At 48.7% G+C, this 17,902-nt stretch carries 7 protein-coding genes; 3 read left to right on the top strand and 4 right to left on the bottom strand.

The annotated features are described in order from the left end of the window. The first annotated feature begins 295 nt into the window (after positions 1 to 295). Positions 296 to 12,517 (top strand): HYR-like domain-containing protein, encoded by a 12,222-nt coding sequence (locus tag GWR21_RS04725; RefSeq protein WP_162330623.1) that lies wholly within the window; start codon positions 296 to 298, stop codon positions 12,515 to 12,517. A gap of 309 nt (positions 12,518 to 12,826) precedes the next feature. Here the strand turns inward: GWR21_RS04725 and ispE are convergent, their stop codons facing one another. The 4 genes from ispE to GWR21_RS04705 all read right to left on the bottom strand — a co-directional run bounded on the left by ispE (position 12,827) and on the right by GWR21_RS04705 (position 16,184). After that, positions 12,827 to 13,648, bottom strand: coding sequence for a 4-(cytidine 5'-diphospho)-2-C-methyl-D-erythritol kinase (ispE, locus tag GWR21_RS04720; RefSeq protein ID WP_162330622.1), 822 nt, complete (start codon positions 13,646 to 13,648; stop codon positions 12,827 to 12,829). A 66-nt stretch (positions 13,649 to 13,714) separates the two neighbouring features. After that, the gene (locus GWR21_RS04715; protein WP_162330621.1) at positions 13,715 to 14,317 is read right to left on the bottom strand and encodes a bifunctional nuclease family protein; all 603 of its coding nucleotides are present in this window, start codon (positions 14,315 to 14,317) and stop codon (positions 13,715 to 13,717) included. Positions 14,318 to 14,419: 102 nt separating this feature from the next. After that, positions 14,420 to 15,385, bottom strand: a complete 966-nt coding sequence (locus tag GWR21_RS04710; protein WP_162330620.1) for an electron transfer flavoprotein subunit alpha/FixB family protein — start codon at positions 15,383 to 15,385, stop codon at positions 14,420 to 14,422. 58 nt (positions 15,386 to 15,443) lie between these two features. Further along, positions 15,444 to 16,184, bottom strand: coding sequence for an electron transfer flavoprotein subunit beta/FixA family protein (locus GWR21_RS04705; RefSeq protein ID WP_162330619.1), 741 nt, complete (start codon positions 16,182 to 16,184; stop codon positions 15,444 to 15,446). Between the two features lie 51 nt (positions 16,185 to 16,235). Here GWR21_RS04705 and GWR21_RS04700 point away from each other — a divergent pair, with 51 nt between their 5' ends. Beyond that, positions 16,236 to 16,544 carry a tetratricopeptide repeat protein gene (locus GWR21_RS04700; RefSeq protein ID WP_162330618.1) on the top strand — a complete coding sequence of 103 codons (309 nt, stop codon included), beginning with the start codon at positions 16,236 to 16,238 and terminating at the stop codon, positions 16,542 to 16,544. A gap of 15 nt (positions 16,545 to 16,559) precedes the next feature. Then, positions 16,560 to 17,897 (top strand): tRNA lysidine(34) synthetase TilS, encoded by a 1,338-nt coding sequence (tilS, locus tag GWR21_RS04695; protein WP_162330617.1) that lies wholly within the window; start codon positions 16,560 to 16,562, stop codon positions 17,895 to 17,897. Positions 17,898 to 17,902 lie beyond the last annotated feature (5 nt).

The following is a 17,902-nucleotide window of genomic DNA, read 5'->3' as shown; positions in this document are numbered from 1 at the left end:
TATCAAATTCCCCTTGCCCTCTTACTTCCAATTATCCTTCCGTTTATTGATTTAGAATATATACATATTTTTTATATTTCCTATATTAGTTATAATTTTAATTTTAAAATAGTCTCATTTCTTAGCCATATCAAGTAAAAAATGATCAAGCCTATGGAAACACTTTACACTTCTCAAAAGACCATTCCGGAGAGGGATTGGAACTACGAACGATCGGTATGCTATTGTAAATCCGTCAGTTGGCGCGACGTCTAATCGCATCGCATCTGATACTTTTTTCACAAAACACCTACTGATGAAAAAGATTCTAATCCTTATATATATGATGCTGTGTTGCGCCATCGGGGTGCAAGCGCAGACCGTATATGTTAACACACCGGATACCGTCTGCGTATCGACCGCCAGTAGTACTGCCGGTCAAACAAAATACCTGAGCGTCAATGCGATGGTAATTGCCAGCGGCAAGATTACTACGCCCACGAATGCCAGCTGGACGATTACCGGACCTTCCGGCACCGCTGCTGACTACGAGGTGTTGTACACGGGTAATACCGCTGCTACGACAAAAGCGGGCAAGCTGACTAATACAAAGTCGCTGACCCTCCAGTTCATGCAGCCGGGTATCTACACGCTGGACATCAGCATCCCGTACAGTAATAACGGGGTTGCTCAGACACCTATTACCAGGAGAAAGACCATCGTTGCGATGGACTGTACCATCAATGTCTGCGGCTCTAATGAGGCTAATGACAAACCAGGTTTCTTTGAAGACTTTGGTACGATGCCTGCTGGTGTAAACCGTAGAAAATACCCTATTGATGGGGTAGTTACTTATGATTATCAGGCGACGGGAGAACTTGCAGACAACTACTATACGATTGCGAGTTCAACTCAGCAAAAGCCAGACTGGGTAGACAACACTGACCACACTGGTAACACCAGGGGTGCGATGCTGGTTGCCAACTCAGCCTATCAGCCGAGAAAATTTTATCAGAAAACAATTACTGGCCTATGTAGAGGAGCTGTCTATAACTTTAGTGCGTGGTTGACCAACCTCAACCCCCGCGCCGTATTTGAAGGTACCTGTAACTCGCAATACCAGTATGCAGGTGTGACCTTCCAGGTTGTGAACGCGGCGAACCCGTCACAGGTCCTGGCGAACTTCCCTACCTATAACGTATCAATGGACCTGAGTAACCCGAAGTCGAGCTGGCAGAAATATGGTGGCTCTTTTACGGTACCGCCCAGTGTTACGGACGTTATAGTACAGATTATTAATAACAAACCTGGTGGTTGTGGTAACGATATCGCGATTGACGATATCGAATTTGTTTATTGTAGCCCTTCCATCACTGCATCTATTAAAGGTAAGACCGACAATCTCGCGGAAGTTGTCTGCGAGGGTGCGCCAATTACCCTGACATCAAATTATACGCCAACTGATTACTTCGTAAATCCTGCTTACCAGTGGGAGATGAGTGACGACGAAGGTCTCACTTATACCGACGTTCCGTTTGGTACTAACAAGGCAAAAGAACTGGTGATCGGTCCTGGTGAACTGAAAGGTACCAGGAACGTTCCGACTTCTTACCGTTTCCGTGTACGTATCTATGAAACAGGTAGTAACGCCGTCACGTGTGCTGCTCCCTCGGAATACGTCCGGTTAACGATACTACCGATGCCTCAGCTATACCTGACAAAGAGCCAGGTCTGTGCGGGCGCCTTTGTTGAATTACAAGCCTCGGGAGGCTTTGACAGGTTTACGTGGAGAGACCTGCCAGGATATGTTGGCGATACCCGTACTATTGAGGTACTGGGAGATACCACTATCATGGTGTACGGTTATGTAGACTATGCTGACGGACATACCTGTATCGACTCCAACACTGCGTTTATCAGCTCTGTGGATGCACCGATCGTGGAAGTAATTTCTACGTCACAGAATATCTGTGCCGGTTCTTCTGTTGATATCCGTATTAACGACGCTATTAATAATGGTACAAATCAGATCAGATGGTTCCAGGGGCCTGATGCCGGTGGAACGCTGACGCCATTACCTGATTACGATGATATGACCACCCTGTCTCAGGTACAGATCAATACTCCTGCTGAAGGCGTATTTACTGTAGTCGTGAGCACACCAGGTAATATCTGTCGTGTTCAATCTGCTCCATTCATTATTAATGTAACGCCAATTCCTGTTGCCAACGCGGGCCCTGATCAGGTAGCCTGTGCGAGCACAAATACGACCGGTAACTTTACCATGGCAGCACTGCTGGGTACTGGTGAAACCGGAACATGGACAATCGACTCCATCTGGGGGCCTGGTGCACCTCCTGATACAGTGGGTGTAAACCTGAGAGATTATGCCCAGATCCTGCTGCCTACTCTTCGTAACACAAGAGTGACCGTTAAAAAAGGCGGTACCAGTGTAAGACTGAAATGGACCGTTAAGAATTCAGTAAATAACGCCTGTGCGAGCAGCGACGTTGTAGTACTGTCTCTTGTATACGATCCTTCTTATGCTGATGCGGGTCCGGACACTACCAAGTGTGGTACTGACAATGTATTTACCATGAGGGCAAGTCCACCGGATGCCAGCCTTACAGGGTACTATGCAGAAACCGGTAGCTGGAGACTTATCAGTGGTAATGCGACCATTGCGAATCCGAGTGCCTATAACACTACTGTTACCTCTCTTGTTAACGAGCAGAAAATAGTACTGGAATGGACGATCAGAAACGCTGCTGGTTGTAAACCAAGTATTGATACCGTTGTGTTGACAAAAACTACACGTCCGGTTATCACACTGCGTCCTATCACTGCCATCTGTAATACGGCAACTTCCTTCTCTATAGATACACTCTCTACCAAAGGAAATCCGAATATCTACACTATAACAACCAGTGCGTTAGGTGGCGCTGCAGCAATGCCTGGCTTTGTGGCTATCAGTAATGATACCATCAGAGCATGGCCAATGACCTTCGCTATTCCTGCTAATACTCCTGCTGGTAACTATAACTTTAACCTGAGTTATAGAAACAGCCAGGCTGCAGGTTGTGACTCTACTATCACATTTACTGTACCTGTGGCAACTCCGCCAACGGCTCCGACAGCTGTTGCAGTGGGAACGCCAAATATTTGCGTAACAGGTTCAACTACCCTGACTGTCACTGGTGGCAGCCTGGGAACAATACCTGGTGGTGGCGCAAATGCTGTATGGAGATGGTATGCTGGTGGTTGCGGAACAGGTACTGCTATCGGTACCGGACCTTCCATCACTGTTAATAATATTACTGCTACCACTACCTATTATGTACGTGCTGAGAGCACTACAGGTAGCTGCGGAAATACAGCCTGCGCAAGCGCAACTGTAACTGTTTATCAACAGCCAACTACAGCAAATGCTAATGCTGACCAGTTCCAGTGTAATAATTCATCCTTTACCCTAAATGGTAATGCACCAACCTTAGGAACCGGCGCATGGAGTGTGGTTTCTTCTGTTCCGGCTGGATTTACCCTGACCGCTGCACAGATGAGCAACCGTCAGGCACCTGTTACTGTAACTGCTGGTACCACCGTAACATTACGCTGGACTATCACAAACGGTACCTGTTCTTCTTCTGACGATGTTGTATTAAGAAATGATGTACTGCCAACTGCGGTTGCAGGTACTAACCAGCAGCAGTGTAATAATACCGCCTTCACAATGGGTGCAACTGCCCCAACTGTAGGTACTGGTACATGGACGCTGCCAGCAGGTTCTACTGCGACCATCACTGCCGGTCAGCAGAATAATCCCAATGCAGTGATCAACGTTCCTGTAGGTACTTCCGTAGTGGCCACCTGGACCGTAGTGAACGGTACTTGTTCTGCTAGTTCCACTGTGACACTGACCAACTATGCACAGCCGACCGCTACTGCAGGTAGTAACCAGCAGCAGTGTAATATCACTGCCTTCACAATGGGTGCAACTGCACCAACCGTAGGTACGGGTACATGGTCCCTGCCAGCAGGTTCCGCTGCCACTATCACGGCTGGTCAGCAGAATAATCCTGGTGCGGTGATCAACGTTCCTGTAGGTACTTCCGTAGTGGCTACCTGGACCGTAGTGAACGGTACTTGTTCTGCTAGTTCCACTGTTACCCTGACTAACTATGCACCAGCTACTACAGCAGATGCAGGCAAAGATCAGGAACAGTGTAATGTTGCTGCCTTCGCCCTGGCAGGTAACGCACCAACTGTAGGTACAGGTGCATGGAGCGTAGTTTCTTCTGCTCCTGCAGGCTTTACCTTAACTGCCGCTCAGATGAGCAACCGTAACGCTGCGATCACTATACCTGTAGGTACTACCGTGACGCTGCGCTGGACCATCACGAACGGCACATGTACTTCAACAGATGATGTAGTCCTGACAAACAGACCACTGCCAACAACAGCTGCAGCTGGTGCTGATCAGGCACAATGTAACAATACTTCTTTCCGACTGGGTGCTAATACGCCAACAGTAGGAACGGGTGCGTGGAGCGTAATATCTTCTACTCCTGGCACTTATGTCTTCCCTGCGGGAAGTGTAAACAATCCAACTGCAACGATCACTGTTCCTGTAGGTAGTACAGTAACGCTGCGCTGGACCATCACCAACGGTGTGTGTACATCTACTGATGATGTTGTATTAAGAAATGACGCGCCGCCAACTACACCTAACGCTGGTCAAGACCAGTCCAAGTGTAATACGTCATCATTCCTGCTGGAAGCGAATGCTATTACAGTAGGAACGGGTGCTTGGAGCGTTGTATCTTCAACTCCTGCCGGTTTCATATTCCCTGCTGCGAGTGTAAACAATCCAACCGCAACGATCACTGTACCTGCTGGTACAACGGTGACGCTGCGCTGGACTGCTACCAATGGTACATGTTCTGCTGGTGATAATGTTGTACTGACCAACTATGCACCTGTAACAACTGCTGCTGCCGGCACTGACCAGCAAAACTGTAACAATCCATCCTTTACGCTGGGAGCTAATGCTCCAACTACGGGAACGGGCGCATGGAGCGTAGTTTCTTCTGTTCCTGCCGGGTATATTTTCCCTGCCGCTCAGGTAAATAACAGACTAGCTAATATCAGTGTAACTGCTGGTACTACTGTAACACTTCGCTGGACAATTACCAACGGCCTTTGTTCTTCTTCAGATGATGTAGTAGTTACAAACTATGTTGCGCCAACAGCCGCTAATGCCGGTCCTGACCAGTCTCAGTGTAACACGCCTACCTTCACAATGCGTGCAAATGCCGCGTCTGTGGGTACAGGTACATGGACACTGGTACCTGTAGTTGGTACTGGTGCTACTATCACCGGAAGTGTGAATAGCCCGACCACTACCATCAACGTTCCTGCGGGTGTAACTGTAAACGCGGTATGGACCATCACAAATGGTACATGTACAACCAGCGACGTAGTTGTCCTCAGAAATGATGTACTGCCAACTGCGGTTGCAGGTAGTAACCAGCAGCAGTGTAATAATACCGCCTTCACAATGGGTGCAACTGCACCAACTGTAGGTACCGGTACGTGGACGCTGCCAGCAGGTTCTACTGCGACCATCACTGCCGGTCAGCAGAATAATCCCAATGCAGTGATCAACGTTCCTGTAGGTACTTCCGTAGTGGCTACCTGGACCGTAGTGAACGGTACCTGTTCTGTTAGTTCCACTGTGACACTGACCAACTATGCACAGCCGACCGCTACTGCAGGTAGTAACCAGCAGCAGTGTAATATCACTGCCTTCACGATGGGTGCAACTGCACCAACTGTAGGTACGGGTACATGGTCCCTGCCAGCAGGTTCCACTGCCACTATCACGGCTGGTCAGCAGAACAATCCTGGTGCGGTGATCAACGTTCCTGTAGGTACTTCCGTAGTGGCTACCTGGACCGTAGTGAACGGTACTTGTTCTGCTAGTTCCACTGTTACCCTGACTAACTATGCACCAGCTACTACAGCAGATGCAGGCAAAGATCAGGAACAGTGTAATGTTGCTGCCTTCGCCCTGGCAGGTAACGCACCAACTGTAGGTACAGGTGCATGGAGCGTAGTTTCTTCTGCTCCTGCAGGCTTTACCTTAACTGCCGCTCAGATGAGCAACCGTAACGCTGCGATCACTATACCTGTAGGTACTACCGTGACGCTGCGCTGGACCATCACGAACGGCACATGTACTTCAACAGATGATGTAGTCCTGACAAACAGACCACTGCCAACAACAGCTGCAGCTGGTGCTGATCAGGCACAATGTAACAATACTTCTTTCCGACTGGGTGCTAATACGCCAACAGTAGGAACGGGTGCGTGGAGCGTAATATCTTCTACTCCTGGCACTTATGTCTTCCCTGCGGGAAGTGTGAACAATCCAACTGCAACGATCACTGTTCCTGTAGGTAGTACAGTAACGCTGCGCTGGACGATCACCAACGGTGTGTGTACATCTACTGATGATGTTGTACTGAGAAATGACGCGCCGCCAACTACACCTGACGCTGGTCAAGACCAGTCCAAGTGTAACACATCATCCTTCCAGCTGGGAGCAAATGCTATCACAGTAGGAACGGGTGCATGGAGCGTTGTATCTTCAGCTCCTGCTGGTTTCATATTCCCTGCTGCGAGTGTAAACAATCCAACCGCGCCTATCACTGTACCTGCTGGTACAACGGTGACGCTGCGCTGGACTGCTACCAATGGTACATGTACCGCGTATGACGATGTAGTACTGACCAACTATGCAGCGCCTGCGCCTGCAAATGCTGGTGCTGACCAACAGGAATGTAACAATACCTCTACTTTCTCACTGATTGCCAACGCACCTTCTGTTGCTGGTGCAACCGGTAGCTGGAGCGTGGTATCTTCAACTCCTGTCGGATATGTATTCCCTGCTGCACAGGTGAACAACCCAACCGCGGGTATCACCATTCCGGTAGGTTCTGTAGTGACATTAAGATGGACCATCACCAATGGTGTATGTTCTTCGACCGATGATGTTACGCTGACCAACTTCCAGGAACCAAATGTAGCTGATGCTGGCCCTGACCAGGAAAAATGTGCTGGTGCCGACTTCATAACTGCCGCTAACGCGCCAACAGTTGCAGGTGCGACCGGTGCATGGACGGTGATCAGTGGTAACGCCTCTATCAGAGCGGGTGAGGCTAACAATCCGGTTGCGCATGTCACAGTGCCAAACGGTGAAAGTGCTATCCTGCGCTGGACGCTTACCAACGGAACATGTTCTAATTATGATGAGGTTGAGCTGACCAACTACCTGACACCAGCTCCTGCTGCTGCTGGTGCTGATCAGCGTGAATGTAATATCTCAACATTCTATATGGGAGCGAACGCTCCGGATGTTCCTGGTGCTACCGGTACCTGGACACTGGCGGCTGGTTCTCCTGGTTCGATCAATGCGGGTGATGAAAATAACCCAAGTGCACTGATCAATGTTCCTGTAGGTACTACTGTAACGGCTATCTGGACTATCACTAACGGTACCTGTCCGACTGCTGACACAGTACGTCTGACTAACGATGTGATGCCAACAGATGCTGCTGCTGGTCCTGATCAGGAACACTGTAACGATCCTCGCTTCCTGATGGCTGCTAACGCTGCCTCTGTAGGTACAGGTAAATGGAGCCTGACTCCTGGTACCACTGCTTCCTTCGCGGTTGCCGACAGTACCAATCCTAATGCTGTGATCAACGTACCTGCGGGTGTGACAGTAACAGCAACATGGACCATCTCTAACGGCGTGTGTATCACTTCTGATGAAGTAGTACTGGTAAACAGAGTTATGCCGGCTGCTGCCGCTGCTGGCCCTGACCAGGCACAGTGTAACACACCTGCCTTTACTATGAAGGCTAACAATGCCTCCGTAGGTACTGGTAAATGGAACCTGGTACCTGGTACTACTGCTTCGTTCGCAGTAGCTGACAGTACTAATCCATCTGCAGTATTTAATGTTCCTGCAGGTGTAACAGCACAGGCTGTGTGGATCATCACCAATGGTGTATGTGAAACCAGAGACACTGTATCACTGACCAACTTCGTAATGCCAACTACTGCTGCTGCCGGTTCTAACCAGGCACAGTGTAATACACCTGCCTTCACGATGAATGCTAATGCAGCTTCTGTAGGTACTGGTAAATGGAGCCTGATACCTGTAATCGGTACGGGCGCTTCCTTCGCAGTGGCTGACAGCACTAACCGTAGTGCAGTCATTAATGTACCTGCTGGTGTAACGGTTGATGCGGTATGGACCATCTCTAACGGTGTCTGCGTAACAAGCGATACTGTAAGACTGACCAACTTTATCATGCCAACTACTGCTGCTGCCGGTCCTGACCAGGCACAGTGTAACACACCTGCCTTCAGAATGGCTGCTAACGTTGCCTCTGTAGGAGCGGGCAAATGGAGCCTGGTGTCCGTTACTGGTACCGGTGCATCTTTCGCGGTTGCTGACAGTGCTAACCGTAATGCAGTGATCAACGTACCTGCTGGCGTAACAGTAGATGCGGTATGGACCATCTCTAACGGTGTCTGCGTAACAAGAGACACTGTGAGACTGACCAACTTTGTGGCTCCTGCGCCTGCTAACGCCGGTGGAGATCTGACACATTGTAATGACGCTGGTTTCGTAATGTCCGCCCAGGCGCCATCCGTAGGCACTGGTAAATGGAGCCTGGTCACCGTTACCGGTACAGGTGCTTCCTTCCCGGTTGCCGACAGTACTAACCGTAGCGCGGTAATTAACGTACCTGCCGGTGTAGTAGTCGACGCGGTATGGACCATTACTAACGGTCTATGTTCAACGACAGATACCGTGAGACTGACTAACTATGCAATGCCGTCTAACGCGGATGCTGGTCCTAATCAGACTCATTGTGATGATGATATGTTCATTATGTCTGCTAACGTTCCTTCTCCTGCTACTGCAAGAGGTATGTGGACTATCGTAAGCGGTACTGCAACGATCATTGATCCAAATAATCCTTCTACAACCGTAAGAGTTGCTTCCGGTCAGACAGTAACCCTGCGCTGGACAATTACAAACGGAACCTGTACATCAACTCCTGATGACGTTGTACTGGTTAACCAGGCTGCAATCCTGGGTAACACCATCACCGCTGATCAGCTGCTGTGTGCAAATGAAACTCCTGGAATGCTGCAGGGCGGTACCCTGACTGGTGGTAACGGGACCTTCACTTATCAGTGGCAGGTAAGTACCACGAATGCAACTACTGGTTTCGCCAACGTAACCGTAGGTGGTACCAATGCAACATTCACTCCTCCGATGATCACCCGTAATACCTGGTATAGACGTGTGGTAATGTCCGGTGCTTGTACCGGTAACATCAGCAACGCAGTAATGCTGACCCTGATGAACATTCCTCCGGTGGTTATATCCGTGCCTGGTCCGCTGACTGTGGATTGCGCACAGGGTACTGACTACACCCAGCGTTTCGGAACTCCGGTGTTCAGCCATGCTCCTTACGACAATGAGCCACTGAGCATCTCTCATAACGATGTAACTGTAACTGTTGACGCTTGTACCTTCACGATCATGCGTACATGGACAGCTACTGACCGTTGTGGTCTGACTACTCAGGCACAGCAAACTATCACAGTTGTTGACAGAACGGCTCCTGTATTCACAGGTACTGCTCCGGCTAACATCACTGTAGAATGTGACCAGGTGCCTGCTGCAGTAAACCTGACTGCAAACGACGCTTGTAACGGCACAATGACGATCACTCCGATCGAGGTGAGAGTAGACCAGCCAGGTGCATGTGCAAGCAACTATCAGCTGATCCGTAAATGGGTGGCAGTTGATGGATGTGGTAACGCCAGCGATACCCTGAGACAGGTGATCACTGTAAGAGACATGACGCCTCCTGTATTCACGGTGACTGCTCCAACCAACATCACTGTTGATTGTGATAAAGTACCTGCAGGCGACACATTGTCCGCTACTGACAACTGTACTCCTGGTGCTATCGTTGTGATCCCGGTTGATACCCGTAGGAATATCTCCGGTAGCAAGTGTACAGACAACTACCAGATCATCCGTACCTGGACAGCTACTGACCTTTGCGGTAATAAAACCGTACTGACGCAGACAATCACTGTTCAGGATACTATCAAGCCTAGATTCTCCATGTCTGTACCTCCATCACTGACTGTTGATTGTGATAAGGTACCGTCTGTTGAAACTATAACAGCTACAGACAACTGTACTTCAACCGTAGCGGTGAGAGTGACAGAGAGAAGAGATAACCTGTCTTCTTCCTGCACAAGCAGCTACAGATTAACACGTACCTGGACAGCTACTGATAACTGCGGTAACACTAACGTAATGCAGCAGGTGATCACTGTACAGGATACTACAAGGCCGGTGTTCGTAATAGCACCTCCTGCCGATACCACCGTAAGCTGTGACGCGGTTCCTGCTCCTCCGACTAACCTGAGAGCTACCGACAATTGCAGCACTGTGAAGATCGGTTACACCCAGATACGCGAGAACATACAGGGCGCCTGCGCAAGCAACTACCGCCTGATCCGTACCTGGACTGCTAAAGATGCATGTAACAACACTACTGTTATCCGTCAGGTAATCACCATAACGGATACAACCAGACCAGTGATCGATCCTGCTCCGGCAAGCGTAACATTGAGCTGTAGTGATGCTATCCCTGCTGCGGCTACCCTCTACGCACGTGACAACTGTGACGCTACCTTCCCTAAGAAGGCAACAATGGTCCAGGATCCGTTCACTGTAGATCTGTGTAATGGTTATACCATCACCAGAAGATGGACTATCTCCGACGCATGTGGTAACCAGGCAATAGAACGTGTGCAGACAATCACCGTTAATCCTTGTCCGAAACCGGCCCTGGATCCTAACATGCCTGCCAACTGTTCAAACAATACCAAATTCGCGGTCCTGTTACTGAATAAAGTAAGCAGACCTAAATTCACCCTCGTGAGCGTAGTTCCGGCTACCGCAGTTCCTGCACCGCTGACTCAGAGCAGCAACGTGTTTGATCTGAATGGTGCTACTCAGGCTACCTTCACCGTAACAGATGGTGTAACGGGCTGTGTATCTGATCCTGTAACATATGATCTGCAGTATGTGCCTAAACCGGATGTAGAACTGGGTAACGATGTAACTATCTGTCAGGGTAGTACTGTGACCCTCGATGCCGGTGCTGCTAACGCTGCTTATCCAATCCGCTGGTCTACCGGTGCTACCACCCAGACCATTAATGTAAACACTGCCGGTACTTACTATGCAACTGTTACCAACGGTATCTGTGCTACCACAGACTCTGTGAAGGTGATCGTAAATATGCCGCCGGTAGTTAACATCCGTGACACTGCCATCTGTCAGGGTGAAAACTTAACGCTGAACGCTTACGTGGAAGGTGGCAGCTATGTATGGTCAACCGGTGCTACCACCGCTTCTATTACTGTAAATACTACCGGTACTTATAGTGTGGATGTGACTGTAAATGGTTGTACAACACACGCGGAAGCAGTAGTACTCGTAGGTACGCCTCCTGCGGTTGTCCTGACTGACGACATGGAGATCTGTCCGAACGAAACTGCCCTGCTGACAGTTGATCCTGATGGTGGTTCCATCTTATGGAGCAATGGTGAAACAACCAATTCAATTGTTGTATCAAGACCAGGTGATTATACTGTGACTGTAACCCGCGATGGTTGCGTGGTAACTGATAAAGTGACCGTCACACAAAGACCTGATCTGGATATTGACCTCGGACCAGACAGAGAGTTCTGTAATGGTGGTCGTGTAGTGGTTGACGCTACTCACCCTGATGCGATCTCTTACCTCTGGAATGACGGTGATACGAATCCGGTGAAAGAGATCACTGGCGCTGGTAAATACATCGTGTCTGTTATGGACAGATTCTGTTCAAGAATAACCATGGATAGTGTAAATGTAACTGTGGCTGGTATTCCTGCATTCGATCTGGGTCGTGACACCCTGCTGTGTATCGGCGAAGATCTGACACTGAAAGTAAACCCAGGATCTGGTAACCAGGTTCGTTGGCAGGATGGCTCTACATCCCTGACTTACAAGGTAACTACTCCGGGTACATACACGGTAACTGTATCCAATGATTGTGGCTCTATGTCAGACCAGATCGTAGTACGTTACCAGGCATGTGAACCTAAACCACAATTCCCGACAGGCTTTACGCCTAACGGTGACGGACATAACGACGTCTTCAAGCCGATCGTTCGTGGCCCGATGTATGACTACGACTTACGTATCTACAACCGTTGGGGTGAGCTGATCTTCCTGAGTAAAGATCAGAAGAACGGATGGGATGGTCGCTATAAAGGCGCGCTCGTGGAAAATGGCACCTATGTCTGGATGCTGTCTTACAAGAAGGTGCTTGGTGGAGCTGTGAATGTTGTGAAAGGTGAAGTAACCGCTATCAGATAAGAAGTGTAAAGTACAATAGGCAAAGGCGTCCCGGTTATTCCGGGGCGCCTTTCTTTTTATATTATAATTAATGAATGAAAGGTATCGTGTCAGCGAGTCTCGCAGGACGCATGAAGATGTGATAAAATAATATACAGGTGACGGACGTAAGTGTAGGGAAGGGGAACACAGTTCAGGTATCTGAATAGCTGTCAGTGACGGGCATTAAACAACAGGATCAATATATGACAGGTGATGATGCCCCCTCATCTAAATTGGCTTTATAGGGGTGTCAACAATTACTATAGGGGAGAAGCAGGCGTAAAGACGTCACAGAAAATATACCTTATATGTCTCATCGAAAGAAAGCGCACCCACCTTATTTTTAGGGAAGATACCAACAAAGGCAGATCCACTACCGCTCATAGATGCATAGACGGCCCCTGCGGTATATAGTTTTTCTTTAATGAGTGCCAGTTCCGGATGTGCAGGGAATACAGCCGCTTCGAAGTCGTTGGAAACAGTTTCCCGCCAGGTCTCAACCGGTTGCATGATGCTCTCCCGTAAAGATAACACAGGTGCTTTAGGCGTGATTTTTCCAAACGCCCAGCCGGTATTAATATGTACACCTGGGTATACCAGTACAAAGCTCCAGCCAGAGAGGTCCAGGTCTATAGGGGTCATGATCTCTCCTCTGCCGGTGGCATAAACAGCCTTGTTCTCTATAAAGAAAGGACAGTCGCTCCCCAGGATAGCCGCATAGCTGATCAGCTGGTCTTTAGTCAGCTCCAGCTGGAAACGGTTATTCAGTAGCTGTAACATAAACGCTGCATCAGCAGAGCCTCCACCGAGACCTGCGCCTATGGGAATGTGCTTGTGCAGATGGATGTTCACCTCAGGTATCTCCGGGAAATCCTGCTTCAGCAGGCGCCAGGCCTTCAAACAAAGATTATCAGCACTGTCACCAGGCACTGCAATCCCAGAGGTAGTAAATGCCAGTTTTCCCGGACTGATCACTTCCAGTGCATCTGTAAGGGGAAGCGGGTAAAATACTGTTTCCAGTTCATGGAACCCGTCCGCTCTTTTACTTACGACATGCAGACCAAGGTTAATTTTGCAGTTTGGGAAGACGATCATGATATAAAAAACCATAAACCATAGCGGTGAACTATGGTTTATGGAATAAATTATGAATAATAAAATCTGTCAAATTGATTATCAGATGCTCTTGCGACTATTGATCTCGTCACGAATGGCGATCGCACGGATATAATCTTCCTGTTCCAACACTTCCTGCAGCAGCTGGGTGAGCTCTTCCAGGTTCAATACTTTCAGATCATCTTCCGCACCTTTTTCGTGTTCAGAGATAGTCGGTGTAACCGGTTTTACACCACTTTTCTTGCCGGCAGGGTCATCAAGCAGGATACCTGCACTATTGAGAATGTTTTCGTAAGTGAAAATCGGACAGCCAAATCGTACAGCCAGCGCCAGGGCGTCAGAAGTACGGGAGTCTATCTCTATCGTTTCGTCGTTACTGTAACAGATCAATTTAGAGTAGAAAATTCCTTCCTGCAGGTTGCTGATGACTACTTCATGAAGCTCAATATTAAACGCATTCATAAAGTTTTTCATCAGATCGTGTGTTAACGGGCGGCTGGGTTGCATTTTTTCTAACGCCACAGCAATCGCCTGGGCTTCAAACCCGCCTATTACAATAGGCAGACGTCGCAAACCGTTCACTTCTCCCAAAACTACGGCGTATGAATGCGTTTGCGTTATACTGTGCGATAAAGCAACTATTTCCAGTTCTATTTTTCTCATATCTGTCCTGCGTTGTCGCTGAATATTTTATAAGACCGTGAAGTTAGAAAAAATATTCCTTATCTAAAAAACAGATAATAAGTTCGTGCGCCTGGCACTTCCTTATTTCGCTGCTTTTATGGCCGCCGTCAGTTTAGGAACCACCTCGAAGGCATCCCCAACGATGCCATAATCTGCCGCTTTAAAAAACGGTGCTTCAGGGTCTTTATTAATGACTACGATCACTTTACTACCATTCACACCTGCCAGGTGCTGAATAGCGCCTGAAATTCCGATAGCAATATACAGGTTCGGACGTACGGTCAGGCCCGTCTGGCCCACGTGTTCGTGATGCGGGCGCCAGCCGGTATCAGCCACCGGGCGGGAACATGCTGTAGCTGCACCGAGTTCCTTTGCCAGATCTTCTACCAGTCCCCAGTTCTCGGGGCCCTTCAGTCCTCTTCCTCCGCTTACCACGATCTCTGCTTCCGTTAATGGGATCTCTCCGCTAACGGTTTCCACACTGGTCACCTTCACTTTGAAATCGGCATCGTTGATAGCGGGGGAGAAGGCGGTAACAGCGGCCTTCGCATCGGTCTGTTCCAGTGCAAAAGTGTTTGGCATGATAGCGATCACTTTACTGGCTGACGTTATATTGACATTGGCAAATGCTTTGCCGGAAAATACGCTCTTTTTTACTACGAAACCATTACTGGTATCTGGTAGGGAAACAGCTCCTGAGACAAAACCAGCTTTAAGTCTGGCGGCAACACGTGGAGCAACTGCTTTGCCATCAAAATTGTGTGGGAAGATAACAACCTGCGCTGCTTCCTGTGCGGCAGCGTCAGCAATGATCCTGGTAAACACGGTGCCTTCCACCTCATTCAGCCTGGCATCTGGGACATGCAGCACTTTGGCAGCACCGTAATTGCCCAATGCTTCCAGCTCCGCACTGTCTGCCTCGCCCAATACCAGCGCTGTAGCGCTTACGCCCAGTTGTTGTGCAACCCTGGCACCATATTGAACTGCTTCAAATGCTACTTTCTTTATCTTACCGTGAGCCTGATCTGCGAATATTAAAACTGACATGTTTGACGTAGAATTTAAGTACTAAAAAAATAGGGAAGACTGCATCTGCTAAAAATGATCAGATCACTTTTGCTTCCTCATGCAGCAGTTTTACCAGTTCCGCTACATTGTCCGGACTGATAAGTTTCACACCTGCTTTTGCTGGTGGTAGTTCGAAGCTTGTGTAGGTAGTTAACGCCTCCACAGCGACAGGTTCTACAACAGCCAGTGGTTTTGTACGGGCAGCCATGATACCACGCATGCCCGGTATGCGTTGTTCCGCCATACCTTTCTGGCAGGAGACCACTACTGGTAATGCCACCTTTACGATTTCTTCTCCACCTTCTATTTCACGGTGAATAGTCGCCTCCGTTCCATTTAGCTCGAATTTTGCAGCAATAGATACAAAGGGAAGGTCCAGCAGTTCAGCTACCATTCCGCCGATAGCTGCGCCATTGTAGTCGATGGTTTCCTTACCGGTAAAGATCAGATCATAACCCTGTTTACGGGCGTGTTCCGCTATCTGTGAGGCAATATAAAAACTGTCCTGGTTATCTGTATTGATACGGAATGCTTCATCGCCGCCCAGTGCCAGGGCTTTACGGATAATCGGCTCCGTATCTGCGCCGCCAACGGTTACAAGATGAACGGTTGCTCCCAGCGTTTCTTTCAGTTCAAGGGCACGAACCAGGGCATACCATTCATCGTAGGGGTTAATGATGAATTGTACACCCGCTTCATTGAATTTCGTGTTGTTGTCTGTGAAAGCTATTTTTGCAGTCGTGTCCGGAGTTTTACTGATACAAACTAAAATCTTCATGGCCTAAACTGTTTTATTTTTTAAAGCGGTATGAGCAAATATATTTAAATAATGGATAGAATAGCCAGGATAAAGGAATTTCTTAAAAGCAGCCCCAATGACAGCTTTCTTAAGCATGCGCTTGCACTTGAGTACATAAAACTAGGTGATGATACTGGCGCCAGACAGCTGTTTGAGGAGTTGCTAGCCCACGAGCCAGGCTATGTGGGCTCCTACTATCAGCTGGGGCGCCTGCTGGAAAGAGCCGGTCTTCCCACGGAAGCCATTGCTGTCTACGAAAAGGGAATGCAGATGGCAAAAGAAGCCAATGACAGGCACGCGTACAACGAATTACAGGCGGCATTGGATGATCTGATTTAATTTAACTACCAGCAAATGGATTTACTGACAGGATTTAAAATTTTTATAGAAAAAGAGCAGCTGTTCGCACCTGACCAGTCTTTGCTACTCGCTGTCAGCGGGGGGCTGGACTCTGTGGTAATGGCCCATCTCTTTAAAGCCGCCGGCTTCCGCTTCGCTATCGCACATTGTAATTTTCAGCTGCGCGAAGCAGAATCCGTACGTGATGAATCATTTGTGAAGACCCTTGCAGATGTCCTCCAGGTACCCTTTCATCATATACGCTTTGATACGCTGACCTACACCGAATCCAAACGTGTATCCATCCAGGTGGCCGCCAGGGAACTGCGTTATGAGTGGCTGGAAGAGACCAGGACAAAAGCAGGATATAGCTTTATCGTTACAGCACATCATATGCAGGATAGTGTGGAGACTTTACTGATGAATCTCAGCAAAGGCACCGGTATCTCCGGCCTGCATGGCATCCTGCCTGCTCAGGGTAAAATAATCCGTCCCCTGCTGTTTGCGCAGAAGGAAGACCTGCTGGCATATGCACAGGAAAACGGCATCAGCTATGTAGAAGACAGTTCCAACCTTACCACCAAATATACACGCAATTTCTTCCGTCATAAGGTGATCCCCGTCATGCAGGAGGCTAATCCTGGCACGGTGCCCAATATTGCCGCCAGCATAGCACGTTTCCGGGAAGCAGAAGTGCTCTACCAGCAGGCCCTGGAAAAACATGTCAGAAGACTGGTTGAACAGAAAGGGAATATGTACATGGTACCTGTACTGAAATTACAGAAGACTATTCCGATGCAGACGGTCGCCTGGGAAATATTCCGCAAGTATGGTTGCACACCTCCCCAGCTTCCGCAGGTACTGGAGCTGCTGGACAGCACTTCCGGGAAAATAGTAGAAACCGCTACACACCGCATTATCCGGGATAGACAGTGGTTACTCATTACACCCCTCGTGGAAACGGAAGCGGCAGTTATTGTAATAGAAAAGGATAGGAGTGTAGTGGCAACCGCCAACGGCATATTAAGACTGAGGACTGTTGTCAGGAAAGAGCAAACACCTATACCTGCATCAGCTGCTATTGCCTGTCTGGACAAAGCATCATTGCAATATCCGTTACTGCTGCGCAGATGGAGACAGGGTGATTACTTTTACCCGTTGGGTATGCGTAAAAAGAAGAAGCTGAGCAGATTTTTTATAGATCAGAAATTGTCTGTTCCGCAGAAGGAAAATATATGGGTACTTGAGTCTTCCAAAAGGGTGGTATGGATCGTAGGATTGAGGATAGACGACAGGTTTAAGGTTACACAACACACAAAAGATCAGCTGACAATAGAGTGGGAGGCCTTATAAGCCCC

The sequence above is a fragment of the Chitinophaga agri genome (assembly GCF_010093065.1).
GTDB classification, from domain to species: domain Bacteria; phylum Bacteroidota; class Bacteroidia; order Chitinophagales; family Chitinophagaceae; genus Chitinophaga; species Chitinophaga agri.
The sequence above is the reverse complement of the archived record's forward strand: the minus strand, read 5'-3'. Positions and strand labels throughout refer to the sequence as shown.